General features: G+C 73.4%; 22 protein-coding genes and 2 riboswitches. Of the genes, 13 read left to right on the top strand and 9 right to left on the bottom strand.

Annotated features, from left to right (window positions below):
- Positions 1 to 55: 55 nt before the first annotated feature.
- Positions 56 to 1,315 carry a L,D-transpeptidase gene (locus ABT093_RS22105; protein WP_350566771.1) on the top strand — a complete coding sequence of 420 codons (1,260 nt, stop codon included), beginning with the start codon at positions 56 to 58 and terminating at the stop codon, positions 1,313 to 1,315.
- A gap of 46 nt (positions 1,316 to 1,361) precedes the next feature.
- On the opposite strand, the gene ABT093_RS22100 is transcribed toward ABT093_RS22105, so the two are convergent.
- The 5 genes from ABT093_RS22100 to ctaE form a co-directional block, all read right to left on the bottom strand.
- A complete protein-coding gene (locus tag ABT093_RS22100; RefSeq protein WP_350566769.1) occupies positions 1,362 to 1,745 on the bottom strand; it encodes a GntR family transcriptional regulator in 384 nt (127 codons plus the stop codon).
- Between the two features lie 118 nt (positions 1,746 to 1,863).
- On the bottom strand, positions 1,864 to 3,525 hold the full coding sequence (gene qcrB, locus ABT093_RS22095) for a cytochrome bc1 complex cytochrome b subunit (protein WP_350566767.1): 1,662 nt from the start codon (positions 3,523 to 3,525) through the stop codon (positions 1,864 to 1,866).
- Positions 3,522 to 4,592: a cytochrome bc1 complex Rieske iron-sulfur subunit gene (gene qcrA / locus ABT093_RS22090; RefSeq protein WP_502884283.1), complete on the bottom strand. Its 1,071-nt coding sequence runs from the start codon at positions 4,590 to 4,592 to the stop codon at positions 3,522 to 3,524. The genes qcrB and qcrA overlap by 4 nt, the downstream gene beginning before the upstream one ends.
- Entirely contained in the window at positions 4,589 to 5,398 is an 810-nt protein-coding gene (qcrC, locus tag ABT093_RS22085; RefSeq protein ID WP_350566763.1) for a cytochrome bc1 complex diheme cytochrome c subunit, read from the bottom strand. The genes qcrA and qcrC overlap by 4 nt, the downstream gene beginning before the upstream one ends.
- Positions 5,399 to 5,585: 187 nt before the next feature.
- Entirely contained in the window at positions 5,586 to 6,206 is a 621-nt protein-coding gene (ctaE, locus tag ABT093_RS22080) for an aa3-type cytochrome oxidase subunit III (protein WP_350566761.1), read from the bottom strand.
- A 392-nt stretch (positions 6,207 to 6,598) separates the two neighbouring features.
- On the opposite strand from ctaE, the gene ABT093_RS22075 reads away from it, so the two are divergent.
- From ABT093_RS22075 to ABT093_RS22065, 3 genes are all read left to right on the top strand, one after another.
- The gene (locus ABT093_RS22075) at positions 6,599 to 7,024 is read left to right on the top strand and encodes a DNA-binding transcriptional response regulator (RefSeq protein ID WP_350566760.1); all 426 of its coding nucleotides are present in this window, start codon (positions 6,599 to 6,601) and stop codon (positions 7,022 to 7,024) included.
- Between the two features lie 148 nt (positions 7,025 to 7,172).
- Positions 7,173 to 8,249: an anthranilate phosphoribosyltransferase gene (gene trpD, locus ABT093_RS22070; RefSeq protein ID WP_350566759.1), complete on the top strand. Its 1,077-nt coding sequence runs from the start codon at positions 7,173 to 7,175 to the stop codon at positions 8,247 to 8,249.
- 107 nt (positions 8,250 to 8,356) lie between these two features.
- Positions 8,357 to 8,474, top strand: a riboswitch (SAM riboswitch).
- Positions 8,475 to 8,525: 51 nt separating this feature from the next.
- A complete protein-coding gene (locus ABT093_RS22065; protein ID WP_350566757.1) occupies positions 8,526 to 9,938 on the top strand; it encodes an aminotransferase class V-fold PLP-dependent enzyme in 1,413 nt (470 codons plus the stop codon).
- Between the two features lie 29 nt (positions 9,939 to 9,967).
- Here ABT093_RS22065 and ABT093_RS22060 read toward each other — a convergent pair whose 3' ends face one another.
- Together ABT093_RS22060 and ABT093_RS22055 are read right to left on the bottom strand one after the other, a co-directional pair.
- Positions 9,968 to 10,249, bottom strand: a complete 282-nt coding sequence (locus ABT093_RS22060) for an Lrp/AsnC ligand binding domain-containing protein (protein ID WP_350566755.1) — start codon at positions 10,247 to 10,249, stop codon at positions 9,968 to 9,970.
- On the bottom strand, positions 10,246 to 11,094 hold the full coding sequence (locus ABT093_RS22055; RefSeq protein ID WP_350566754.1) for a rhomboid family intramembrane serine protease: 849 nt from the start codon (positions 11,092 to 11,094) through the stop codon (positions 10,246 to 10,248). The genes ABT093_RS22060 and ABT093_RS22055 overlap by 4 nt, the downstream gene beginning before the upstream one ends.
- A 201-nt stretch (positions 11,095 to 11,295) precedes the next feature.
- On the opposite strand from ABT093_RS22055, the gene ABT093_RS22050 reads away from it, so the two are divergent.
- The 6 genes from ABT093_RS22050 (at position 11,296) to ABT093_RS22025 (ending at position 18,676) form a co-directional block, all read left to right on the top strand.
- Complete coding sequence (locus ABT093_RS22050; protein ID WP_350566752.1) at positions 11,296 to 11,559, top strand: hypothetical protein; 264 nt, start codon at positions 11,296 to 11,298, stop codon at positions 11,557 to 11,559.
- Between the two features lie 137 nt (positions 11,560 to 11,696).
- Positions 11,697 to 13,229 carry an NYN domain-containing protein gene (locus ABT093_RS22045; protein ID WP_502884286.1) on the top strand — a complete coding sequence of 511 codons (1,533 nt, stop codon included), beginning with the start codon at positions 11,697 to 11,699 and terminating at the stop codon, positions 13,227 to 13,229.
- A gap of 210 nt (positions 13,230 to 13,439) precedes the next feature.
- Positions 13,440 to 14,483: a C40 family peptidase gene (locus tag ABT093_RS22040; protein WP_350566750.1), complete on the top strand. Its 1,044-nt coding sequence runs from the start codon at positions 13,440 to 13,442 to the stop codon at positions 14,481 to 14,483.
- Between the two features lie 346 nt (positions 14,484 to 14,829).
- Positions 14,830 to 14,982: riboswitch (cyclic di-AMP (ydaO/yuaA leader) on the top strand.
- 10 nt (positions 14,983 to 14,992) lie between these two features.
- Complete coding sequence (locus tag ABT093_RS22035; protein ID WP_350566748.1) at positions 14,993 to 16,180, top strand: C40 family peptidase; 1,188 nt, start codon at positions 14,993 to 14,995, stop codon at positions 16,178 to 16,180.
- A 250-nt stretch (positions 16,181 to 16,430) separates the two neighbouring features.
- The gene (locus tag ABT093_RS22030; protein WP_350566746.1) at positions 16,431 to 17,495 is read left to right on the top strand and encodes a C40 family peptidase; all 1,065 of its coding nucleotides are present in this window, start codon (positions 16,431 to 16,433) and stop codon (positions 17,493 to 17,495) included.
- Between the two features lie 236 nt (positions 17,496 to 17,731).
- Complete coding sequence (locus ABT093_RS22025) at positions 17,732 to 18,676, top strand: hypothetical protein (protein ID WP_350566744.1); 945 nt, start codon at positions 17,732 to 17,734, stop codon at positions 18,674 to 18,676.
- Positions 18,677 to 18,704: 28 nt separating this feature from the next.
- On the opposite strand, the gene ABT093_RS22020 is transcribed toward ABT093_RS22025, so the two are convergent.
- Positions 18,705 to 20,144 (bottom strand): glycosyltransferase 87 family protein, encoded by a 1,440-nt coding sequence (locus ABT093_RS22020; protein WP_350566742.1) that lies wholly within the window; start codon positions 20,142 to 20,144, stop codon positions 18,705 to 18,707.
- A 254-nt stretch (positions 20,145 to 20,398) separates the two neighbouring features.
- Between ABT093_RS22020 and ABT093_RS22015 the strand changes: the two genes are divergently transcribed.
- Complete coding sequence (locus ABT093_RS22015) at positions 20,399 to 21,535, top strand: glycosyltransferase family 4 protein (protein ID WP_350566741.1); 1,137 nt, start codon at positions 20,399 to 20,401, stop codon at positions 21,533 to 21,535.
- A 115-nt stretch (positions 21,536 to 21,650) separates the two neighbouring features.
- Here the strand turns inward: ABT093_RS22015 and ABT093_RS22010 are convergent, their stop codons facing one another.
- Positions 21,651 to 23,444 carry an AMP-dependent synthetase/ligase gene (locus ABT093_RS22010; RefSeq protein WP_350566739.1) on the bottom strand — a complete coding sequence of 598 codons (1,794 nt, stop codon included), beginning with the start codon at positions 23,442 to 23,444 and terminating at the stop codon, positions 21,651 to 21,653.
- 340 nt (positions 23,445 to 23,784) lie between these two features.
- On the opposite strand from ABT093_RS22010, the gene ABT093_RS22005 reads away from it, so the two are divergent.
- Positions 23,785 to 24,240, top strand: coding sequence for an SRPBCC family protein (locus ABT093_RS22005; protein WP_350566737.1), 456 nt, complete (start codon positions 23,785 to 23,787; stop codon positions 24,238 to 24,240).
- A gap of 35 nt (positions 24,241 to 24,275) precedes the next feature.
- On the top strand, positions 24,276 to 25,451 hold the full coding sequence (locus ABT093_RS22000) for an ArsA family ATPase (protein WP_350566735.1): 1,176 nt from the start codon (positions 24,276 to 24,278) through the stop codon (positions 25,449 to 25,451).
- The last annotated feature ends 32 nt before the right edge of the window (positions 25,452 to 25,483 follow it).

Raw genomic sequence — 25,483 nt, 5'->3', positions numbered from 1 at the left:
CGCCGGGCGCCGTTCCTACGATCTGACCAATCGTGCGAAACCCCGGGAGGCGGTCATGGCCGACAAGCGCGGAATCGCGGGCCTCGGCGGCATCACGCTGGCCCTCGTCGTACTGGTCCCGCTGGCCGGCTGCACCTCCGGCGGCAAGGGGGACGCCGAGGTGGTCCGCAAGGTCGACGCCGCCGAACTGGTGCACCTGTCCGCCACCGAGCGGGCGGACCCCTCCCAGCCGCTCACGGTGACCGCCGAGCCGGGCAGCCGGCTGACCGACGTCACCGTGGTCGGCCCGGACGGGCGGGTGGTCGCCGGGAGGCTCTCCGAGGACCAGCGCAGCTGGCAGACCACCGGACGGCTCAAGGCCGCCACCGCCTACACGGTGCGGATCGCCGCCGACGACGGCCGCGGCGGCCGCGGCGAGACCACCGCCGGCTTCTCCACCCTGGCCGCCCAGCACCTGCTGACCGCCAAGCTCGGCCCGGATTCCTCCGGCAGCGGCGTCTACGGCGTGGGCCAGCCGCTCACCGTCGAGCTCTCCGAGGCGGTCAAGGACCCGCAGGCCCGCCAGGAGGTCGAGCGCGCGCTCGCGGTGGTCTCGCAGCCCGCCGTCAGCGGCGGCTGGTACTGGGTGGACGACCGGAACCTGCACTTCCGCCCCGAGGAGTACTGGCCCACCGGCACCACCGTCAGCCTGGCCTTCGAGGCCACCGGCAGCCGGATCTCCGAGGGCCTGTACGGCGGCGACCGCGCCGCCCTGGCGCTGCGGATCGGCGAGCGCGTCGAGTCGGTGGTGGACGCGGCCGCGCACGAGCTGACCCTCAAGCGCTCCGGCCAGGCGGTCCGGACGATCCCGGTGACCACCGGCAAGCCCGGCTTCGACACCCGCAACGGCGTCAAGGTGGTGCTGGGCCAGGAACGCAAGGTCCGGATGAGCGGCGAGACGATCGGCATAGCGGCGGGCAGCCAGGAGGCCTACGACCTCGACGTCGAGTGGGCCACCAGGGTCACCTGGAGCGGCGAGTACCTGCACGCCGCGCCCTGGTCGGTGGGCTCCCAGGGCGTGGAGAACGTCAGCCACGGCTGCACCGGGATGAGCACCGAGAACGCCCGCTGGTTCTACCAGAACACCAGGGTGGGGGACCTGGTGACGGTGGTGAACAGCCGCGGCAAGTCCATGGAGCCGTTCGGCAACGGCTTCGGCGACTGGAACATCGCCTGGAGCGAGTGGATCAGGCACAGCGCGCTCGGGCAGCCGGTGAACACCACCGCCCCGGCCACCCGCGCGCCGGCCACCGGGATGATCGCCCCGCAGCTCTGACCGTCCCGGGCCGAGAGCGCCCCGGGACGGGGCCGCGGCGGCCCGCTCAGCCCGCCGCGGCCCCGTCCCGGTACGCCACCCGCAGCGCGCTGTCCACGGCCCCCAGGGCGTCCGCCAGGGGCACCCCGAGCCGCCGGGCGCGCTCGGCGTACTCGGCGGCTGCCGCCGCCGCCAGCCGGTGCGCGGAGTCCCCGGCCGCGGCGATCAGGGTGCCGCGCCGGCCGTGCGTCTCCACCACCCCGTCCGCCTCCAGCTCCCGGTAGGCACGGGCGACCGTCCCGGCGGCCAGCCCGAGCTGCTCGGCCAGCGCCCGGACGGTGGGCAGCCGCAGCCCGGTCGCCAGCTCCCCGGTGCGGGCCTGCTCGGCGATCTGGGCGCGGATCTGCTCGTACGGGGGAGTGGCCGAGGCCGGGTCGACGGACAGCTGCACGGTGGGCTCCTGACGTTCGCTGCGGGCGGGGGAGGCGGGTACGGCAAAGCCCGAGGGCCGCCGACCAGAAGAACTCTGGTCAGCGGCCCTCGGGTGCGACGCGGGGGTGCGTACGGGATCAGTGGTGGCCGTGGCCGCTGGTGATCTCGTGGTGCTCCTCGGAGGTCGGCTTGGGGATCTGGCTGCCCTCGCCGTAGAAGCCGCGGGAGAGCTTCGCCCGGGTGCGGGTGATGACGCCGGCCTTGCGGGCCACGCCGTTCTCGTCCGTCTCGGCCGGCAGCTCGAACGGCTGGACCTGCTCGTGAGCGGTGAGCTTGTGCAGGTCCTTCTGCGGGAGCTGGGCGTGCACCTCGATGAACTCGCCGTGCGGCAGGCGCTTGATGACGCCGGTCTCGCGGCCGTGCAGCACCTTCTCCTTGTCACGGCGCTGGAGGCCGAGGCACCAGCGCTTGGTGATGATGAAGGTGAGCACCGGCACCACGAACATGCCCACGCGGACGAAGTACGTCACGGAGTTGATCGACAGGTGCAGGTGGGTGGCGAACAGGTCGTTGCCACCGGCCGCCAGCAGGATCAGGTAGAGGCTGATCCAGGCGGCACCCAGCGCGGTGCGGACCGGGGCGTTGCGCGGACGGTCCAGGATGTGGTGCTCGCGCTTGTCGCCGGTGATCCAGCCCTCGATGAAGGGGTAGGCGGCGATCGAGACCAGCACCAGCGGGAAGACGACCATCAGCGGGATCATCACACCCAGGTTGAGGGTGTGGCCCCACATGCTGATCTCCCAGCCCGGCATGATGCGGATCAGGCCTTCGGAGAAGCCCATGTACCAGTCGGGCTGGGCGTCGGTGGACACCTGGTCCGGACGGTACGGGCCGTACGCCCAGATCGGGTTGATCGTGGCGATCGCCGAGACGACGGCGATGAGGCCGAACACCAGGAAGAAGAAGCCACCGGCCTTGGCCATGTAGACCGGCATCAGCGGCATGCCGACGACGTTCTTCTCGGTCTTGCCCGGGCCCGCCCACTGGGTGTGCTTGTGGTAGAAGACCAGGATCAGGTGCGCCACCAGCAGGCCGAGCATGATGCCCGGGATCAGCAGCACGTGGATGGTGAAGAACCGCGGCACGATCTCGTGTCCGGGGAACTCGCCGCCGAACAGGAACATCTGGATGTACGTGCCGATCAGCGGGGTCGCCAGGACGGCGCCCTCCATGAACCGGATACCGGTGCCGGAGAGCAGGTCGTCGGGCAGCGAGTAGCCGAAGAAGCCGTCGAACATGCCCAGGACCAGCAGCAGGAAGCCGAAGACCCAGTTGATCTCGCGCGGCTTGCGGAACGCGCCGGTGAAGAAGACGCGCAGCATGTGCACGAACATCGCCGCCACGAAGACCAGGGCGGCCCAGTGGTGGATCTGGCGGACCAGCAGGCCGCCGCGCACCTCGAAGCTGATGTCGACCGTCGACGCGTAGGCCTCGGACATCGGGATGCCCTTGAGCGGCACGTACGAGCCGTCGTAGATGACCTCGCCCATCGAGGGCTTGAAGAACAGCGTCAGGTAGACGCCGGTCAGGATGATGATGATGAAGGTGTAGAGGCAGATCTCGCCCAGCATGAAGGACCAGTGGTCCGGGAAGATCTTGCGCAGGTTGGCCTTGGCGAGGGAGTAGATCCCCAGCCGGCCGTCCGTCCAGTCCGCCGCCTGCTCCCACTTGTTCGCGGGCTTGGCGCGCGTGCTGGCCGGCTTGGCGGCGCCGGAGGTGGTGCTGCTCGCACTGCTCATCGAGCACGCTCCCAGAAGCTCGGGCCGACGGCTTCGTCGAAGTCGCCGTGGGCGACCAGGAAGCCCTTCTCGTCAGTGGTGATCTTCAGCTGCGGCAGCGGGTGGCCGGCCGGGCCGAAGATGACGCGCGCGCCGTCCGCCAGGTCGAAGGTCGACTGGTGGCAGGGGCAGAGCGCGTGGTGGGTCTGCTGCTCGTACAGGCTGATCGGGCAGCCGACGTGGGTGCAGATCTTGGAGTAGGCGAGGATGCCCTCGAAACCCTTCTCCTTGGACTTCTCGTCCTTGATGTCCTCCGGCGCGATGCGCACCAGCATGAGGGCGTCCTTCGCGATGCGAACCTGGAAGTCCTCGGAGTGCGTGGTCAGACCCTCGGGCATCGCGAACACCAGGGAGCCCTGGATGATGTCCTCGGCCTTCATCGGCAGGTTGGTGTTCATGTTGATCAGCTGCAGCGGCTTGGCCTCGGTGGCCTCGTCCCAGCCGGTGTGCTGCAGCTTGTCCTCGGGCAGCGGGCCCAGGTCGCGGAGCAGGACCACGCCGGAGAGCGGGACCAGCGCCATCGAACCGATGAGGGTGTTGCGGATCATCTTGCGGCGGCCGAAGCCGGACTCGGCGGCGCCGGTCCTGAACTGCTCGATGACGTCCGCGCGGACCTCGTCGTCGGCCTCGATCGGGTGACGCTCGGCCGGGATCTCGTGGTCCGACATCAGGGTGCGGGCCCAGTGGACCGCGCCCGCGCCGATGAGGAACAGCGCGACGCCGAGGGTCATGCCGAGCGCGAAGTTCAGCGCGCTGACGTTGCCCAGCGGCCAGATGTAGACGATCTTGTCCGGGTCGATGGCCACGTACGAGGCGATGAAGCCGATGGTGGCGATCATCGACACGACGAACATCAGCGACACCTGACGCTCGGCCCGCTTGGCGGCCCGCTCGTCGATGTCGGTGCGGCGCGGCTCGTGGGCCGGCAGGCCGGGGTCGGCGAACGGGTCGCCGTGGGCGGCCACCTCGTGGTGCCCGGCGGAGCCGTGGGACTCCGGGAGCTTCTCTTCTGACATGTCGTGGCTCATGACTTCTTGGCCTTGGTGGTGTGGGCGGCGACCCAGATCGCGACCGCGATGAGCGCGCCGAGACCGAAGATCCAGCCGAACAGGCCCTCGGTCACCGGACCGAGGCTGCCGAGCGTGAGACCGCCGGGGTTGGGCTCATCGTTGGTGGTGTGGCGGACGAAGGCCACGATCTGCTTCTTCTGCTCCTCGGGCATGATGCTGTCCGGGAACGACGGCATGTTCTGCGGGCCGGTCTGCATGGCCTCGTAGATGTGCTTGGCGTCCACGCCCTCCAGCGACGGGGCGTACTTGCCCTGGGTCAGGGCACCGCCCTGGCCGGCGAAGTTGTGGCACTGGGCGCAGTTGGTGCGGAACAGCTCGCCACCCTTGGCGAGGTCCTCGGGGTTGGTCGAGGTGACCTGCTCCTCGGTCGGCGTCACCGGGCCGGGGCCGAGCGAGGCGACGAAGGCGGCGAGCTGGTCGATCTCCGCCTGCGAGTAGATGTTCGGCTTGCGCGGCACCTGGGCGCCGGGCTGCTGGGCCGGCATGCGACCGGTGCCCACCTGGAAGTCGACCGCGGCGGAGCCGACGCCGACCAGGCTCGGGCCGTCGCTGCTGCCCTGGCCGTTCAGGCCGTGGCAGGAGGAGCAGCCCACGGCGAAGAGCTTCTTGCCCTCGTCGATCGCGAGCGACTGCGCGGCGACGTCGGCCTGCGCCTTGTCGGCGGGCGCGAACGCGGCGTACAGCCCCCCGGTTGCCGCCAGGGCGAGAAGTAGGACGACCAGCGCCGCCAGTGGGTGGCGCCGTCGTGCGGAGAGCTTTTTCACGGAATAACCCCGGTGTCAGGATCTGGTCGACTGGTGGGTGCACCCGGCGGCCGGTCTGGCCGGCACGAGGCTGCCTGTCTAGGGCTGCGCGCGCGGTCGGTCGGTGGGAGCGTCGGCACCGGCGAAATCGGGCCGTCGCCGGTGAGGGCGGGACCCGAGGCCGGTGGCCAGCGACCTGATCAGCTGGTTACTTGATCAGGTAGATGGTCGCGAACAGGCCGATCCACACGACGTCGACGAAGTGCCAGTAGTACGACACGACGATCGCGGCGGTGGCCTGCTCGTGCGTGAAGCGCTTGGCTGCGTACGTCCGTCCCAGGACCAGCAGGAAGGCGATCAGACCACCCGTCACGTGCAGACCGTGGAAGCCGGTGGTCAGGTAGAACACCGTGCCGTACGGGTCGGAGGACAGCGAGAGGCCGTCCTTCTTGACCAGCTCGGTGTACTCGAAGATCTGGCCGCCGATGAAGATCGCGCCCATCACGAAGGTGATGATGAACCACGAGCGGAGCTTCTTCACGTCCCCGCGCTCGGCGGCGAAGACGCCGAGCTGGCAGGTGAGCGAGGAGAGCACCAGGATCGTGGTGTTGACCGAGGAGAAGGGCACGTTGAGGGCGTGCGCCTTCTCGGTCCAGAACTCCGGCCCCTTGACGGAGCGGAGCGTGAAGTACATCGCGAAGAGGGCCGCGAAGAACATCAACTCGGAACTGAGCCAGACGATCGTTCCGACGCTGACCATGTTCGGCCGGTTGACCGATCCGTGCGCGTGCCCGGTTTCTACTGCTGTTGCTGTCGCCACGACGGACATTATGTCGGTCCCTTATTCCGTCTTCACGCCGGGGGGTCTCCCTCGGAGTGTCCGGTGCGTGCGGTATGCCCCCTTGGCGGCCGACGGGCCGTCCATACCCTTGCCGAGCAGCGGCGTGTCCCTTTTCTGACGGTTCCTGAAGGGCTTCTTCCGGGCCTGCGGCGGCGTGTCGCGGCGGGCCCGCGGGGCGCCGGGTAGTAAGGGGAGAGACCACCCGTCCGCCGTACGGGTGGTCCGCGCGGGCGGGGGTGACGCGCCGTGCTCCGCCCGGACCAGTCGCCGGCCCGACGGCTCCGGACGGATCTCTCCGGAAGGGCTCGGCGGCGGGTGATCGGGAGTAGCATCCGGGGAGAGGCGAACGTGGTCCGGATCACACGTGAGGGAGCAGGCCCATGGCGTACACGACCGACGGGACGTTGACCGTCCTTGTCTACAGCCACGACCGCACCACCCGCGAGCAGGTGCTGACCGCTCTCGGCCGGCGGCCCGCGGAGGACCTGCCGGAGCTGGACTACCTGGAGTGCGCGACCACCCCCGCGGTGCTCAAGGCGCTGGAGAAGGGCGGCATCGACCTCTGTGTCCTGGACGGCGAGGCGGTTCCGGCCGGCGGGCTCGGGCTCGCCCGGCAGCTGAAGGACGAGATCTACGGCTGCCCGCCGCTGCTGGTGCTGATCGGCCGGCCGCAGGACTCCTGGCTGGCGGCCTGGAGCCGGGCCGACGCGGCGATCTCCCAGCCGGTGGACCCGGTGGCGCTGGCCGAGGCCGTCGCCACCCTGCTGCGGGCCCGGCAGGCGAAGCGGGCGCCGGCCACCCGCTGAGGGTCTTCCCGCCCCGCCGTCTCATCCCGCGTCTCAACAGCAGAGAAGAAGGGTGAACGGCACGGCCCCGGCACCCCACCGCTCGATAGGCTGACTTTCGTCCCTACGTCCTTCCCCGGTCCCCGGGGAGCGAGAGCTGGAGTCAGCCATGGTGAACGCGCACCCTGCGAACGGCGGTAGCGAGCCCGCGCAGGTGGTCCGCACCTGGCCGGACATCCTGTCGGCGCTGCTGAGGGGGGAGGACCTCGACCGCTCGGCCACCGCCTGGGCGATGGACCGGATCATGAGCGGGGAGGCCTCCCCGGTGCAGATCGCCGGCTTCATGGTGGCGCTGCGGGCCAAGGGCGAGACGGTCGACGAGATCTCCGGCCTGGTCGACTCCATGTACACCCATGCCGAGCCGCTGGACATCCCCGGCCCGGCGGTGGACATCGTCGGCACCGGCGGCGACCGGGCCAAGACCGTCAACATCTCCACCATGTCGGCGATCGTCGCCGCGGCGGCCGGCGCCAAGGTGGTCAAGCACGGCAACCGGGCGGCCTCCTCCTCCAGCGGTTCCTCGGACGTGCTGGAGAAGCTGGGCATCAACCTCCGCCTGCGGCCGAGCCGGGTCGCCGAGGTCGCCGAGGAGGTCGGGCTCACCTTCTGCTTCGCGGCCACCTTCCACCCGTCGATGCGGTACGCCGGTCCGGCCCGCAGCGAGCTCGGGGTGCCCACCGCCTTCAACATCCTCGGTCCGCTCACCAACCCGGCCCGGGTGACGGCGCACGCCATCGGCTGCTTCGACACCCGGCTCGCCGGGCTGATCGCCGGCGTGCTGGCGCGGCGCGGGGCGAGCGCGCTGGTCTTCCGGGGCGACGACGGGCTGGACGAGCTGACCATCACCACCACCTCGCGGGTCTGGGTGGTCCGGGGCGGCGCCGTCACCGAGACCTCCTTCGACCCGCGTGAGGTCGGCATCGAGCCGGTCGGCATCGAGGCGCTGCGCGGCGGGGACCCGGCGTACAACGCGGAGGTCGCGCGCCGGCTGCTGGCCGGCGAGCACGGGCCGGTGCGCGACGCGGTGCTGCTGAACTCGGCGGCCGCGCTGGTGGCGCTCGACCTGACCGACGCGCCGCTCGCCGAGCAGCTGGAGTCGGCCATGCGGCGCACCGCTGCGGCCATCGACTCGGGTGCCGCGGGCGATCTGCTGAAGCACTGGTCGGAGGCCACCGCCCGGTCCTGACGCGGCCGTTGGGGCCCACCGGGAGTCCTCCCGGTGGGCCCTCGCGCATGTCCGGGATACGGACGGCTGTTTGACCACGGGCCGGACGCGACCTAGAGTCTTCGCCAGGTCATGAGCGACAGCGTCAAGCCCCAGCTGGCTGTCCGGCAACCCTCCGTCCGTGGCGGGGTGCCCTGGGTGAGGACCGGGTCACGTGGCGAGCCGTCCGCGTGGCAAGCGCGGACGCCGGACTGATCGCACTCCCGGGGTCCCTGACCCGTACAGGAGTGCATCCCCATGTCTCTGGCCTCCCACCCGTCGCCCGCCGCCACCCTTGTTTCGGCGAGCTCCGCACAGCCCCTCCCGTGCGCCCCCCTCGCCGTGCTCGGCCACGACGTCCAGGTCCCGCTCGCCAACGGCGAGAAGGTCGGCTACGCGGCGCTCGACTACGCCGCCAGCTCCCCGGCGCTCCAGCGGGTCTGGGACGACGTCGCCGCCTACGCCCCCTACTACGGCAGCGTGCACCGCGGCGCCGGCTACCTCTCGCAGCTCTCCACCGACCTGTTCGAGCAGAGCCGCCGCACCATCGCCGAGTTCCTCGACCTGCGCGAGGGCGACCAGGTGGTCTTCACCCGCGCCACCACCGACTCGCTCAACCTGCTGGCCGGCGCGGTCCCGGCCGGGACCCAGGTGTTCGCCTTCGAGACCGAGCACCACGCCTCGCTGCTGCCCTGGGCGCACGCCGGCCTGCCCGTCACCTACCTGCGCGCGCCCCGCTCGCACGCCGAGGCCGTCGCCGCCTTCGACGCCGCGCTGACCGGGGCCCCCGAGGGCCCGAAGCTGCTCTGCGTCACCGGCGCCTCCAACGTCACCGGTGAGCTCTGGCCGGTCGCCGAGCTGACCCGCACCGCCCACCGCCACGGAGCCCGGGTGGTGCTCGACGCCGCGCAGCTGGCCCCGCACCACCGGGTCTCGGTGCGCGAGCTGGGCGTCGACTGGATCGCCTTCTCCGGCCACAAGCTGTACGCGCCGTTCGGCGCCGGGGTGCTGGCCGGCCGGGCGGACTGGCTGGACGCGGCCGACCCGTACCTGGCCGGCGGCGGCGCCACCCGCACGGTGGCCCGGGAGACCGACGGCTCGGTGGCCGTGCAGTGGCACACCGGCCCGGCCCGGCACGAGGCCGGCTCGCCCAACGTCATCGGCGCCTACGCGATCGCCTCGGCCTGCCGGGCGCTCACCGAGGCCGGGTTCGACGCGCTGGAGGCCCGCGAGCGGGCGCTGGTCGCGCGGCTGAAGGCCGGGCTGGCCGAGATCCCCGAGGTCCGGGTGCTGAACCTGTTCGGCGCCGACTCGGACCGGGTGGGCGTGCTCTCCTTCGTCGTCCGGGGCTGGAACAGCTCGCACTTCTCGGCCGCGCTGTCCGCCGAGTACGGCATCGGCGTCCGCGACGGTCTGTTCTGTGCCCACCCGCTGGTGCGCACCCTGCTCGGCGACGAGGAGGCCGCGCCCTCGGAGTGCGGCGCGCCGGAGCCGTCGCTGCCCGGCGAGCGCAGCCTGAACGCGATCCGGGTGAGCTTCGGCGCGGGCACCCCGGACGAGCACGTGGACCGGTTCCTGACCGCCGTCCGCGAGCTGGTCACGGACGGCGCCGCCTGGACCTACCGCAACGAGGGCGGCCGCTGCGTCGCGGACACCCGCCGCGAGGGCTGAGCGGGGCAGCGGCCGGGCGGGGGCGCGTCCTACTCGTCCAGGCCGATCGCGAAGGCGGCCTCCAGGTCGTGCTGGGAGTAGGTGCGGAAGGCGATCTGGGTCTCGGTGTGGGCCACGCCCGGGACCTTGTTCAGCCGGCCGGGGATCACCTCGGCGAGGTCGTCGTGCCGGCCCACCCGCACCATCGCGACCAGGTCGTAGCCGCCCGTCACCGAGTAGACCTCGCTGACGCCCTCGATGGCGGCGATCGCCTCGGCGATCTCCGGGATGCGGTCGACACTGGTCTTGATCAGGACGATGGCGGTGATCACGGTGGCGTACTCCTTTGTGAGGTGCCGCCAGGGTATCGGGAGCCGGCCGCACCGTCGCGGGGGCGGGTGGCCCGCGGACGGCGCTCGGCCAGGGTGCAGGCGTAGAGGAACCCGGCCGCGAAGCCGATCACGTGCACCAGGTACGCCACGCCGGGCCCGGCGGAGTGCACCGACCACCACTGGAGGACGAACCAGAGCCCCAGCACCAGCCAGGCCGGGAAGCGCAGCGGCAGGAAGAGCAGCAGCGGGACGAGCGTGGTGACCCGGGCCCGCGGGTGGAAGCGCAGATAGGCGCCGAGGACGGCCGAGATCGCCCCGGAGGCGCCGATCAGCACCCGGGTCGCGTCCGCCGAGTGCGCCTCGGCGAGCGCGAAGCCGTAGGTGGTCAGCACCCCGGACGCCAGATAGAAGAGGACGAACCGGGAGCGCCCCAGCCGCCGCTCCACGGTGGGCCCGAAGACGTGCAGGAAGAGCAGGTTGCCGAGCAGGTGCAGCCAGCCGCCGTGCAGGAAGAGCGCGCTGAGCACGGAGAGTGCCGGCTGCTTGCCCGGCGTGGGCGCGGCCGGGCAGCCGGGCACCGGCTCGGGGGCCTCGGCGAGCTGGCCGGTGGTCAGCGGGCGCCCGGTCAGCAGCTCGACGGGCACGGCCCCCCAGCGCTGCTCGTAGCGCTGCTCCGCGCAGACCCGGCTCTGGCCCCGGCCGTAGAGCGGGTTCAGCCCGGCGGCCGGACCGAGCAGGAAGACCGCGGTGTTGAGCGCGATCAGCGCGTAGCAGACGGCCGGGGCGGTGGCGGCCGGCCGGCCGCGGCGCGGCCCGGGGTGGACGGGGAGGACCGGGATCGCCATGGGCCCCAGCATCCCCCGTCGCCGAGCGGGCACCGCGCGCGGTTACGGCAGGTGGGCTACCGCCGGGGCCGGTCGGCCGGTGACCGCGAAGGTTGCCCCAGGCAATAGGCTTGGGGCGGGCAATCCCGCCTCCCGCCGCCGACGCCGGGGCTCCGGGGGGAGCGCCTGAGCCCGTTCCGGGACCACCCGAGAGGACCCCCGATGACCGTCCCCGCCCTGACCGCCGAGACGCGCTGGCGCTGCACGCTCTGCGGCAATCTGACCCGCTTCGACGTGACCCGGACCGCCCGGGTCACCGAGTTCCTCCACTTCGACCTGGCCGGCGAGTCGAAGATCGAGGAGACCCAGGTGCTCAGCGAGACGGTCGAGTCCGTGCGCTGCCGCTGGTGCAACGCGGTCGACCAGGTCGAGCTGGTCGCCCGCCCGGGCGCGGCCGACGACGCCGGGGCCCCGGGGCAGGCCTGACCGCCTGAACCGTGCGGCGGGCGGTGCAGGGCGTGGCCGACCGCCGCACGGGACAATACAGAGAGAACGCACGGAGTGTGACGGGGGTGGCGGCCGGGGCCGTACCCCGCTGGACCAGGATCGGAGCCGAGGACGTGGTGGACGCAGCGAAGGAGCCCGCCGGGCCGCAGGGGCGGCAGCCCGCTGTGGACGCGCAGGCGCCGGACGCGGCAGGGGCCGCCCCCTCCGGCACCGGCGCCCCGGCCGAGGCGGCCGCGGGCGAGGAGTCCGGCGGCGGTGACGATCCGGCGGCAGCCGTCGACGGTTCGGTCCGGGACGCCGGGGGCACCAGGGACGCCGGGAACGGCGCGGCGGGCGGCGCCGAGACGCTGGACCGGCCGCTGCCCGAGGGCGTGCGCCGGCGCGTGGTGGGGCTCGCCTCCGACGCGCTCGGCGGGCTGCCGCTCGCGGAACTGCCCCAGTCGCTGCGTCAGTACGCCAAGTTCACCCCCGCCCGCCGGGCCAAGTACGCGGCGACCGCGCTGGCGGCCGCCCTGGAGGCGGAGCCGGCCTTCCGCTCGCGGATAGCGGAGCGGCTGCGGCTGGGCCAGCCGGACCTGGTCAGGGCGCTGGAGTCGGGCACCGTGCCGGGCGCCGCCGACCCGATGGACGTGGCGGCCGCCGCCTATCTGGTGCGCTCCGCCGGGTGGAGCCGGCTGGTGGCGGAGGCCGGCGAGGAGGCCGAGCGGGCGGGCGCCGAGGGCGCGGCGGCCGAGGCGGCCCGGCTGGTCGAGAAGCTGCAGGGCGAGCTGGCCGAGGTGCGCTCCGCGGCGCGGGCGGACCTGGAGCGCCAGCGGACCGAGTCGGAGGAGGTCCGCCGGGAGGCGGACTCGCTGCGCCGCAGACTGCGGTCGCTGGAGAGCGACACCCGCCGCGCGCAGGCGCAGGCCCGCAAGCTGGCCGCCGAACTGGAGGCGGCCCGGGCGCAGGCGGCGGCCGAGCGGAGCGCGGCGGAGAGCGAGGCGCGCCGGCTCCGGCACCGGGTCACGGAGCTGGAGAACGCCGCCGAGCAGGGCCGCCGCTCGGCCCGCGAGGGGCGCAGCGTCGAGGACATGCGGCTGCGGCTGCTGCTGGACACCGTGCTGCAGTCGGCGCAGGGGCTGCAGCGGGAGCTGGCGCTGCCGGTGTCCCAGATCCGCCCGGCGGACCTGGTGGAGGCCGTGGTGCCGGGCTCGGCCTCGCCGCACGACGTGGCGCGCCGGGGCCTGGCCGAGGACGATCCGGCGCTGCTGGACCAGCTGCTGGCGATCCCGCAGGTCCATCTGGTGGTGGACGGCTACAACGTGACCAAGACCGGCTATCCGACGCTGCCGCTGGAGCAGCAGCGGATCCGGCTGCTGGGCGGGCTGGCGATGCTGGCGCAGCGCACCCAGGCGGAAGTCACCTGTGTGTTCGACGGTCAGGACCTGGACGTACCGGTGATCATGGCGCCTCCGCGCGGCGTGCGGGTGCGGTTCAGCCGGACCGGGGAGACGGCGGACGAGCTGATCCGCCGGCTGGTCCGGGCCGAGCCGCAGGGGCGCCCGGTGGTGGTGGTCTCCACCGACCGGGAGGTCGCGGAGGGCGTGCGGAAGGCCGGCGCGCGCCCCGTCGCGTCGGTGCTGCTGCTCAACCGGCTGGCCCGCCCGTAACCCTTCCGGGGTGTGAGCCGGTCGGTATGACGGCTGGTCAGCGGCCCGATTGCGATGTTGTGCGAATTCGGTGAAGTCAGAGGGGCGGTTCGCGTTCACGCGAACGGGGGAGTGGCGCGAAACGTGGATCTTCACTAGGGTCTGGCGTCAAACCTATTTTCCGGATTCTCACCCGTTCGGGTGAGGCCATTGGAAGAAGGAGCCGGTCCCTTGGCCTCCCACCGCCGTCCCAAGCAGCCGAGCCGCGCGCGGGTCTCCGTGCTCACCGCTGCCGCTGCGACCGCGGTCGCTCTCTCCGCGCAGGTCGCCGCCCACGCCGCGCCCAGCCCGTCGCCGAAGAAGGACGACGTCAAGGCGCAGATCGACCAGTTGCAGGAGGAGGCCGAGCAGGCCACCGAGAAGTACAACGGCGCCAAGGAGCGGGCCGACCAGCTGCGCAAGCAGGCGGACCAGCTCCAGGACCAGGTGGCCCGCGGCCAGGACCAGATGACCCAGCTGCAGGCCGGTCTGGCCGAGGTGGCGGGCGAGCAGTACCGCACCGGCGGCATCGACCCGTCCGTCCAGCTGATGCTCACCTCCGACCCGTCCGGCTACCTGGACAAGGCCTCCAGCGTGCAGCAGGCCAGCTCCAGCCAGGCCGAGGCGCTCAAGGGCCTGCAGGAGCAGCAGCGCCGGCTCGACCAGCAGAAGGCCGAGGCGGCCGCCGTGCTGGCCTCGCTGGACAGCACCACCAAGGACCTCAACCAGACCAAGGCCGAGGTCAACAAGAAGCTCCGGGAGGCCCAGGAGCTGCTGAACTCGCTGAGCGCCGCGGACCGCGCGGCCCTGAAGGCGGCGCAGCAGCAGGCCGACCGCGCCTCCCGCGGTTCCGAGCGCACCGACCTGGGCAGCCTGCCGCAGGCGAGCGGCAAGGCGGGCTCCGCGGTCGCCCTCGCGATGAGCAAGCAGGGCTCGCCCTACGGCTGGGGCGACGTCGGCCCGAGCACCTTCGACTGCTCCGGTCTGATGGTCTGGGCGTACGGCAAGGCCGGCGTCTCGCTGCCGCGCACCTCGCAGGCGCAGGGCAACTACGGCACCCGGGTGCCGTCCCTGTCCGAGGCCCAGCCGGGCGACCTGGTCATCTACCGGGACGACCGCAGCCACGTCGGCATGTACATCGGCAACGGCATGGTGGTCCACGCGCCGCGCACCGGTGACGTGGTGAAGGTGATGAAGGCCGACGCCATGAAGATCAACACGATCCGCCGGGTCTGACGGGTCGCCACGACACGCCCGAGGGGCCCGCTGGGGCTCCTGTGATCAGCGCCACCTCCGGTCGGAGGTGGCGTCGGCGTTTCGAGCGCGCTTTCGACCATCTGACGGACAATGATCAGCCCGCCGTGGGGGTGTGATCACATTCGGTCATATTCACAAGGGAACTTGGGCATTCTTCCGGCTTTTTTCTGACAAGGATTTGAACGGATCACGGATCTGTTACTAGGGTCGTGCCTCGAACCACGCACAGTCGATCACCCAGCCTGGGTGGCGGCGGGGTTCGCCGCCGAGTTCGCGAAGCAGCGGGACGGGGCTTCGGGTAGCCCGTCCGAACGAGGGCCCCGCAGTCCGGGGTCCGCTGTGGAACGGAGCCGGGGAACCACGTTCCTCCGGGGTGAATCGGCGCCAGGCCGGCCGCGCGAGCGGCGGGTGAGGCGTCGTAGGGCACGCTTCCGCCCGAACCCGTCAGCTCACCCGGTAGGCGGATGAGGAAGAAGGAGTCCGCCTTCGTGGCGTCCCATCGTCGTCCCAAGCCCGCCGGCCGCGCCCGTGTCTCGATCCTGACCGGTGTCGCCGCCGCTGCCGTTGCCCTGTCCGCGCAGTCCGGCGCCCACGCCGACCCTGCGCCGACCAAGGACCAGGTCAAGGAGCAGGTCGACCAGCTCAACGAGCAGGCCGAGGTCGCCACCGAGAAGTACAACGGGGCCCAGGCCAAGCAGCAGGAGCTGCAGAAGCAGGTCGCCGAGCTGCAGGACAAGGTGGCCCGTCAGCAGGCCGTGGTGATCGAGGCGCAGGGCGGCCTCGCCGAGATCGCCGGTGAGCAGTACCGCACCGGCGGCATATCGCAGACCGTCCAGCTGATGCTCTCCGCCAGCCCGGACAACTTCCTCAACCAGGCCGACGCCCTGAACCAGGCCGGTTCGACCCAGTCCGGCGCGCTGAAGGAGCTCCAGGAGCAGCAGCGCAGGCTCGACCAGGACCGCACCGAGACCCAGACCAAGCTCGCCGAGCTGGAGTCCACCACCCAGCAGCTGAAGACCTCCAAGGAGGAGGTCCAGGGCAAGCTGCAGAAGGCCCAGGACCTGCTCAACACGCTCACCGAGCAGGAGCGCCAGGCCATCCGCGCCGCCGAGGAGAAGGCCGCCGCCGAGGCCAAGGCGAAGGCGGACGCCGCCAAGGCCGAGGCCGCCAAGGCCGCCAAGGAGAAGGCCGACGCCGAGCGCGCCTCCCGCGACACCAACCGCAGCAACCTGAGCGCGCAGTCCGCGCCCTCCTCGGCCCCGGCCTCGGCCCCGGCCGCCGCGGCGTCCAAGCCGGCCGCGCCGGCCGCGCCGGCCGCCAACAGCTCGCGCGGTGCCGCCGCGATCGCGGCCGCCGAGAGCAAGCTCGGCGCCCCGTACGTCTACGGCGCCACCGGCCCCAACTCCTTCGACTGCTCGGGCCTCACCGGCTGGGCGTACGCCCAGGCGGGTGTGTCGCTGCCGCGCACCTCGCAGGCGCAGGCCACCGCCGGCACCCAGATCGGTTCGGACATCTCCAAGGCCCAGCCCGGCGACCTGGTGATCTTCTACGGCGACCGCCACCACGTGGGCATCTACGTGGGCGGTGGCCAGGTCATCCACGCCCCGAAGCCGGGCGCGTCGGTCCGCTACGAGTCGGCGTCCAACATGCCGGTCAACACCATCGTGCGCCTCTGACCGACGGTCGGAACGCCCCGTCAGGCCCGGTCTCCCCCGAGGGAGGCCGGGCCTGCGGCTTTTCCCGGCCCCGCCGGGACGCTCGGTCCGCGAACCGATCTGATGTCCGATCAGTGTCCGAATATTCGGGTTCGGAGGGGTTTGGAATCGGTTGCCCTGACTCGCTAACGTCTGCCACCGGACGCCCGCTTCGACAGCCGCCCGCTCCGGTGCGGCGGCGGGCCGGGCCCAGGATCGGAGCCGACGTCGCATGGCCGTGCACCGCCGTTCCCCGCTGTCAGGTGCGCACGCGTTCGCCCGGGCGCTGGTGCTCACCGCGGCGGCGACCACCGCGCTGGGTGTGGCGGCCGCAGGCAGCGCCCGGGCCGCGCCCGGCTCGCCGGACGCCCCGGCCGACCGCAAGGACGTCAAGGCGCAGGTGGAGCAGCTCTACGACGAGGCCGAGCAGGCCTCCGAGCGGTTCAACGCCGCCCAGGAGGCCCAGCAGAGGCTCCAGCGCGAGACCGGCACGCTGCAGCAGCAGGTCGCCCTCGCCCAGGACGAGCTGAACCGGCTGCGCGGCGACCTCGCCACCGTGGCCGGCGCCGAGTACCGCGGCGGCGGGATGGCGCAGACCGTCCAGCTGATGCTCTCCACCGACCCCGAGGGCTACCTCACCCGGGCCCGCACCCTGGACCAGGCCGCCGTGCGGCAGAATGAGACCCTGCACGAGCTGCTGGGCCGTCAGCGGGTGCTCGACCAGCGCCGGGCCGAGACCACCGCCAAGCTCGCCGAGCTGGAGGAGATCCGCAGGGCGCTGGCCGAGAGCAAGCAGGAGGTCCAGCAGCGGCTCGCCAAGGCGCAGCGGCTGCTCAACAGCCTCGGCGCCGCCGAGCGCGCCCGGCTCGCCGCCCAGGACGCCCGGGAGGCGGAGCAGCGCGCCACCCGCGGCACCGACCGGCTGGACCTCGGCAGCACCCCGCCGGCCTCCGAACGCGGCGCCGCCGCGCTGGCCGCCGCGGTGCGGATGATCGGCTCGCCCTACGTGTACGGATCCACCGGGCCCAAGGCGTTCGACTGCTCCGGTCTGATGTACTGGAGCTGGCGGCAGGCGGGAGTGACCCTGCCGCGCACCTCGCAGGCCCAGGCGCGCGCCGGGCAGCGGGTCGGCCTCTCCGAAGCGCGGCCGGGGGACCTGGTGATCTTCTACCGGGACATGCACCACGTCGGGATGTACGCCGGCGGCGGGGTGATCGTGCACGCCCCCTACCCGGGTGCCAAGGTCCGCTACGAGAGCGTCACCGCGATGCCGGTCTCGGGGGTGATCCGGCTCTGAGCCGCCTGGACACCGCCGCCGGCCGCGGGCCGTCCCGGCGCACCGCCCTGCTGCTCGCGGCCGGCGGACTGGCCCAGCTGTCGCTGCCCGGGGCCGCCCCGGCGCGGCCCGCCGCCGCGGCCTCGGACGAGCACGTCGGCGTCCTGGCGCTGCTCGACGAGCGGGCCCGGGCGCTGACCGCCGGGCCGCCCGCGCTGCCGCTGCGGGCCGGCTACCGGAACCTGCTGCTCGGCCCGGTGGACGCGGCCGGGCGGTGCGCCGCCACCGCCGAGCTGACCGTCGTGGTGAGCGGGTACGACCGGCAGCCGGTCGTCCACCCGCGCCGGCTGGCGCTGGCCCGCTCCGCCGCCGGCTGGCGGGTCGAACGCGAGGAGGGCGCGGGCGGACCGCCGCCGCTGTGGGACCTCGGCACCGTCCGGGCCGGCGCCGGAGCGCGCTGCCTGGTGCTCGGGGTGGACGCCGGGGCCGGCGGGGGCGCCCCCGCCGGACTCGCCGCCGTCGGCGACCGGGCGGTGTCCGCCGTCGAGGCCCTCTGGGGCACCGCCTGGGCCGGCCGGCTGCTGCTGGAACTGCCCGCCACCGGGGAACAGTTCACCCGGCTGCTGGCGGACGAGCGGCCCGGCTGGTCCGGGATGGCCGCTGTCACCGTGGCGGCGCCCGGCGCGCCGCTGAACGCCCCGGCCGACCGGATTCTGGTCAACCCGGAGACCTACGCGGGCCTGAGCGACTTCGGCCGGCAGGTGGTGGTCACCCACGAGGCGGTGCACGTGGCGACCCGGGCGGACACCCGCGCCTGGACGCCGCTCTGGCTCTCCGAGGGCGCCGCCGACTGGACCGGCTACCGCGACTCGGGCCGCGCCGCCCACCGGATCGCCCCGGAGCTGGCCCGGGACGTCGCCGACGGGCGGCTGCCCACGGCACTGCCCGAGGACGCCGCCTTCACCGCCGCCGGGGAGGGGCTCGCCCAGGTCTACGAGCAGGCCTGGCTGGCCTGCGACCTGATCGCCCGCCGGTACGGGCCGCAGCGGCTGGTGGACCTCTACCGGGCGGTCGGCGCGGCGGCCCCGGGCGCGGACCGCCCGGCCTGGCTGGACGGACTGCTGCGGGAGCGGCTGGGCCTCGGCCTGGCCGAGTTCACCCGCCTCTGGCTGGCCGAGGTCCGGGCGCTAGCCGCCCGCTAGGAGGGGCTGCGCGCCTCCCGGCGCGGAGTCAGGGCCGGGCGCCCTGGCGCCGGTCGCCGGGTGCGCCGCGCGGCCGGTCGATGCCGTCCAGCAGGTCCTGCTCGTACGCGATGCCCGGGCGCACCGAGAACGCGGCCGCCGGCACCGGCTCCGGGCGGGGCAGCACCACGGTCTCCGCGAGCCGCTCGGTGCGCCGGGTGGAGCGCCAGAGCCGGACGCAGGACAGCCCGGTCGCGGTCAGCAGCAGCAGGTTGCGCAGGGTCAGCACGGCGATCGCGCCCGGCTTGCTGGCGACCACGTCGCCGAAGACCAGCGGGAACTCCACCAGGGTCAGCGGGGTCGCGGCCAGGATCAGCAGCGCCACCGGCCGCTGGCTGCTGCCGCGCACCGTCAGGCAGACCGCCGAGACGCCGACCAGCCAGACCAGGTACTGCGGGCTGATCACCCGGCTGGTCACGGTGAAGATCAGCAGCGCGGCGAGCGCCGCGTCGTACATGGTGGCGGCGTTGCGGCGCCGGGCGGTGAACCGCCACAGCAGCAGCCAGCCGAAGCCGAGCACGGTGCCGGCCAGCATCACCTTGCTGACCAGCTCGACCCACGGCCCGAGCATCTCCACCGAGCCGTAGTTCATCATCACCTTGCCGTCCCAGGCCCCGGCGATCCGGGCGAAGTGGATCGGCAGCGCGCCGACCGACTCCACCTCGATGCCGCGGTCCTTCTGGAACGTCAGGAACTCGAACGCGCCGTTCATCCCGGCCGCCAGCAGGAAGGCGATCGCCGCGGTCGCGGCCGCCGCGGCGGTCCACGAACGGCGGGTGCGCCGACCGGACGGGGTGCCGATCAGGCCGAGCAGCGGCCAGATCTTGACGATGCCGCCGAGGCCCAGCAGCAGGCCGCCGATCGCCGGGCGGCGGATCAGCGCCAGCAGGCCGGCCACCGCGATCGCGGTGACGATCACGTCGTAGCGGTTGTAGATCATCGGACCGAGCAGCGGGACGCCGGCCACCCAGACCCAGGCACCGGTCAGCGCCCGGCCCCTGCGCAGCCCGGTGCGGACCAGCAGGGCCATCGCGACCGCGTCGGCGATCCCGCAGATCACCCAGAACGACACCAGGTACGACCAGGGCAGCAGGCCCGGGAGCATGATCACCAGGGCGGCGCCGGGCGGGTACTGCCAGGTGACGTCGTCCAGCGGGAAGGTGCCGGTCTGCAGCACGCCGTACCAGCCGTGGTAGATCAGCCAGACGTCGGCGGTGATGTCCCCGCCGGGCATCCGCAGCACGCCGGTCACCAGCAGCAGCAGGAGCGTCCGGGTGGCCACCCAGGTCCCGCCCAGCGCCAGGAGGGCGCCCGAGCGGCCGGAGGGGCGCGTGGTGCTCGGCGCCGGCTCGCGGCGGACGGCGAGCGCCGTGCCGGAGCCCTCGGCGCCGCTGGATGTACCGGACTCGGTGGCCGGGGCCAACTCCACTGCGCTCCCTCGTTCGTCTCGGACGTCCCGCCGGCGGCGCCGCGCGACGGGCGCCCGGGCGGTCCGGGCGGGTCCTGGCCGGGCTGCCGCCACGGGGCCGGACCGGCCGTGCCGACCACCCGGTACTAGGACAGACCCGGGGGTGGAACGGTTGCCGTACGCGGATCCGTTCCCGGCGGGTCGTGGTGTTGACCTATCGTACGGATCACCCAGCGGTACACCGAGCACCCCCCGACCGAGCGAGCCGTGGCCTGATGCACAAGACCTTGATCGTGACCAACGACTTCCCCCCGAGGCCCGGGGGCATCCAGGCCTTCGTCCACAACATGGCCGTCCGTCAGCCCGCAGGGAGCGTCGTGGTGTACGCCTCCACCTGGCGCGACGGCACCGAGGTGGCGCGCTTCGACGCGGAACAGCCGTTCCCGGTGATCCGCGACCGGACGAAGGTGATGGTTCCCACACCGCGGGTCACCCGGCGGGCCGCCGAGATCCTGCGCGCCGAGGGCTGCGACTCGGTCTGGTTCGGCGCCGCCGCGCCGCTCGGGCTGATGGCCCCCACGCTGCGCCGGGCCGGCGCCGGGCGGCTGCTCGGCATGACCCACGGCCACGAGGCCGCCTGGGCCCAGCTTCCGGCGGCCCGGCAGCTGCTGCGCCGGATCGGCGCGGGCACCGACGTGCTCACCTACCTCGGCGAGTACACCCGCTCCCGGATCGCCGCCGCCGTCGGCCCGCAGGCGGCCGCGCGGATGGTCCAGCTGCCGCCCGGCGTGGACGAGCGGAGCTTCCACCCGGACTCCGGCGGTGCCGCGGTGCGCGAGCGGCTCGGGCTGGCCGACCGGCCGGTGGTGGTCTGCGTCTCCCGGCTGGTGCCGCGCAAGGGCCAGGACACCCTCATCGAGGCGATGCCGCAGATCCTCGCCGACGTGCCGGACGCCGTGCTGCTGATCGTCGGCGGCGGCCCCTACCGGGCGGACCTGGAGAAGCTGGTGGACGCCCGCGGCGTGCGCTCGTCCGTCCGGTTCACCGGCGCGGTGCCGTGGGAGGAGCTGCCCGCCCACTACGGCGCCGGGGACGTCTTCGCCATGCCCTGCCGCACCCGGCGCGGCGGACTGGACGTCGAGGGGCTCGGCATCGTCTACCTGGAGGCCTCGGCGACCGGCCTGCCGGTGGTGGCGGGGGACTCCGGCGGAGCGCCGGACGCGGTGCTGGAGGGCGAGACCGGCTACGTGGTGCCGGGCGGCACGCCCGCCGCGGCGGCCGAGCGGATCGTGCGGCTGCTGAAGGACGAGGAGCTGCGCCGGCGGATGGGCGAGGCCGGGCGCCGCTGGGTGGACCGCTCCTGGCGCTGGGACCTGCTGGCCGGGCGGCTGACCTCGCTGCTGGCCGGCTAGGCCTCCTCCGGGAGAAGGCCCAGGTCCGCTCCGACCCGTACCGGAGGGTCTGTGCCGGTGCGGCCCGCCCCACCGTTCCGAGGGGTGGGCCGCACCGGCGGTCCGGGGGGAGGGGCTACTTGCGGTAGATCCCCTCGATGTCGGCCGCGTAGTCCTTCAGCACGACGTTGCGCTTGAGCTTGAGCGAGGGCGTCAGATGACCGCTCTCCTCGGAGAAGACGGTGTCGAGCAGGCGGAACTTCTTGACCGCCTCGGCGTGCGAGACGGCCGCGTTGCCGTCGTCCACCGCCGACTGGAGGGCGGCCAGCAGGTCCTGGTCCTCGCGCAGGTCGGCCACCGTGGCACCGGCGGGCTTGCCGTTCAGCTCCTTCCACTTGGGGAAGAAGTCCTCGTCGACGGTGATCAGACAGGCGACGAAGGGCTTGCGGTCGCCGACCACCATGACCTCGCCGACCAGGGCGTGCGCCCGGATCCGGTCCTCGATCACGGCCGGGGCGACGTTCTTGCCGCCCGCGGTGACGATGATCTCCTTCTTGCGGCCGGTGATGGTCAGGTAGCCCTCGTCGTCCAGCGAGCCGAGGTCGCCGGTGGCGATCCAGCCGTCCTTGAGGGTGTCGGCGGTGGCCTGCGGGTTGTTCCAGTAGCCGGTGAAGACGTGCGGGCCCTTGAAGAAGACCTCGCCGTCCTCGGCGATCCGCACGGAGGCGCCGGGGACCGGCTGGCCGACCGAGCCGATCTTCGGCTTGTCCCACGGGTTGAAGGCGGTGGCCGCGCAGGTCTCGGTGAGGCCGTAGCCCTCCAGCACGGTGAAGCCGATGCCCCGGTAGAAGTGGCCGAGCCGCTCGCCGAGCGGGGCGCCGCCGGAGATCGCGTGGGTGGCCCGGCCGCCGAGCGCGGCCCGCAGCTTGCTGTAGACCAGCTTGTCGAAGACGGCGTGCTTGAGCTTGAGCAGCAGCCCGGGGCCGCCCGCGTCCAGCGCCCGGCTGTAGGCGATCGCGGTGTCGGAGGCCTTGTCGAAGATCTTGCCCTTGCCGTCGGCCTGCGCCTTGGCCCGCGCCGTGTTGTACACCTTCTCGAACACCCGGGGCACGCCCAGGATCAGGGTGGGCTTGAACGCGGCCAGCTCGGTGGTGACGTCCCGGACGTCGGAGACGTGGCCGAGCTTGATCGGGGCCATCGCCGGGGCGATCTCGACGATCCGGGCGAACACGTGGGCCAGTGGCAGGAAGAGCAGGACGGAGCTCTCGCCGGTGCGGAACAGCGGGGCCAGGCGCTCCACCACGTTGCCGCACTCGGCCAGGAAGTTGCCGTGCGTCAGCTGACAGCCCTTCGGGCGGCCGGTGGTGCCCGAGGTGTAGACGATGGTGGCGATCGAGTCGGGGCCCGCCACCGAGCGGCGCTCGGCGACCGTGCCGTCGGTGACCTCACGGCCCGACTCGGTCAGTGCGGCGAGCGCGGTGCCCTCGATCTGCCAGGTGTGCTTCAGCTCCGGCAGGCGCTCCCCGACCTCGGCGACCACGGCGGTGTGGGTCGAGGTCTCGGTGAACACGGCGACCACTCCCGAGTCGCCGAGGATCCACTCGACCTGCTCGGCGGAGGAGGTCTCGTACACCGGCACGGTGATCGCGCCGGCCGTCCAGATCGCGAAGTCCAGCAGCGTCCACTCGTAGCGGGTCCGGGACATGATGCCCACCCGGTCGCCCGGCTCGATGCCCGCGGCGATCAGGCCCTTCGCGGCGGCGTGCACCTCGACCAGGAACTGCGCGGCGGTCAACTCCTGCCACTGGCCGTCCACCTTGCGGCTGAGCACCGCGACGTCGGGGTGCCGCTCGGCGTTCTGGACCACGAGGTCGGAGAGGTTACCGCCGCTCGGTACCTGGTAGAGGGCCGGAAGGCTGAAGTCGAGCAAGACTGCTCCTCGTTCGCGACGCTGCGGGACGGCAGGACGTTACTGCCCGGTAGGCAGCTTCGACCAGGGGGGTCGGCCCGGGTGTTCGAAGTGTCACACCTTGACCCGTCCGACCAGGTCGGGACCGGGTCGTTCGAATGGCACCCTACGGCAGCGGTCGGGTACCGGCTGGTAGCCCGCGGCGCCCGCCGCCGCGGGCCGCGCGCGGCGGCCCCCGGGCCCGCTCCGGGGCGCACCGAGGGACCGGCCGGATCGCGGGGCGCGATAGCCTGCTCCGGGCGCACCCGGCCGAGCAGGCTCGGCCGGACCAGCAGCACGGGACGACGCGGAGGGCCATTCCATGGCGGAGCACACCAGGTCGAGCATCACCATCGACGCGACCCCGGCGACGGTCATGGCCGTGATCGCCGACTTCGCCGCCTACCCGGCCTGGACCGGCGAGGTCAAGGAGGTCGAGGTCCTGGAGGCCGGGGAGAACGGCCGCGCCGCCCAGGTGCGCCTGGTGCTCGACGCCGGCGCCATCCGCGACGAGCACGTGCTCGCCTACACCTGGGACGGCGACCGCGAGTGCGCCTGGACCCTGGTGCGCAGCCAGATGCTCCGCTCGCTCGACGGCTCCTACACCCTGGCCCCGCTCGGCGCCGGCCGCACCGAGGTCACCTACCAGCTCGCCGTCGACGTCAAGATCCCGATGCTCGGCATGATCAAGCGCAAGGCCGAGAAGGTCATCATCGACCGGGCCCTGGCCGGCCTGAAGAAGCGCGTCGAGGACACCACCGCGGGCAAGGCACTCTGAATCACGGCGGCACGGAGGAACGGGGGCGGCACGGCATGACGGCGACACGCACCATCCTGGTCAGCGGCGACCACGCGGCGCCCGCGGTGGCCGCCGCCACCGCGCTGCACGCCGCCGGGCGGGGTGCGCGCACCCTGCTGCTGGCGGCCGACGACCCGCACCGCACCCTGGACGCCGCCCTCGGCGTCCGGCTGGAGGCCGGGCCGACCGCGTACGCGCCCGGTCTGAGCGTCGCCCGGACCGACGAGCAGGCCGCCTTCCGGCACGCCCTCGGCGAGATCGGCGGCCGGCTGAAGCCCGCCCTCGACCTGCTCGGCGCCGATCCGCTCGACCCCGAGGAGCTCACCGCCCTCCCCGGCACCGCCCGGCTCGCCCTGCTGCGCGCGCTGCCCGCGGCCGACGCGGACGTCCTGGTGGTGCTCGCCCCGCCGCCCGCCGACCTCATCGCCACCCTCGCCCTGCCCGAACAGCTGGAGCGCTACCTGGCCCGCCTCGTCCCCGAGCAGCGCCAGGCCGCCCGGGCGCTGCGCCCGCTGCTGGCCGGCCTCGCCGGGGTGCCGATGCCCGCCGACTGGCTGTACGAGGCGCGCGCCAAGGCGACCGGCGCGCTCGCCGCCGCGCGCGCCGCCATCACCGCGCCCGGCACCAGCGTCCGCCTGGTCACCGCGGCCGACGCCCACCCCTTCGACGAGCTGCGCCGGATCCGCACCGGACTGGCCCTGCACGGCCACCGCCCGGACGCCGTGGTGGTGCACGGCGTGCTGCCGGACGCCGCCGCCGACTCGCCCGACCCGTGGCTGGCCGCGCTGGCCCGCCGCCGCCGGGACGAACTGGACGCGCTGGCCGCCGGCTGCGCGGACGTCCCGGTGCTCACCACCGGGCCCGCCGAGGCCACCCTGGAGGCCGTCGCCGACCGCCTCTACGGCGCCGGCCCCGGCCCTGAGCCGCGCCCGGCCGGACCGTGGACCGTCGAGGACCGGCTGGCCGCGGACGGCCTGCTGGTCTGGCACCTCGCCCTGCCCGGCGCCGAGCGCGCCGACCTCGACCTCGTGCGGCGCGGCGACGAACTGGTGATCGGCCTCGGCGCCCACCGGCGGGTGCTCGCGCTGCCCTCGGCGCTGCGCCGCTGCACCGTCGCCGGCGCCGGCCTGCACGACGGCGTCCTCGCCGTCCGCTTCGCGCCGGACCCGGCCCTGTGGCCCCGGGCCTGAGCCGGATCCTCCCGCCGGGACGCCCCGGCCGC

The organism is Kitasatospora sp. NPDC002551 (assembly GCF_040296005.1).
GTDB lineage: Bacteria > Actinomycetota > Actinomycetes > Streptomycetales > Streptomycetaceae > Kitasatospora.
The sequence above is the reverse complement of the archived record's forward strand: the minus strand, read 5'-3'. Positions and strand labels throughout refer to the sequence as shown.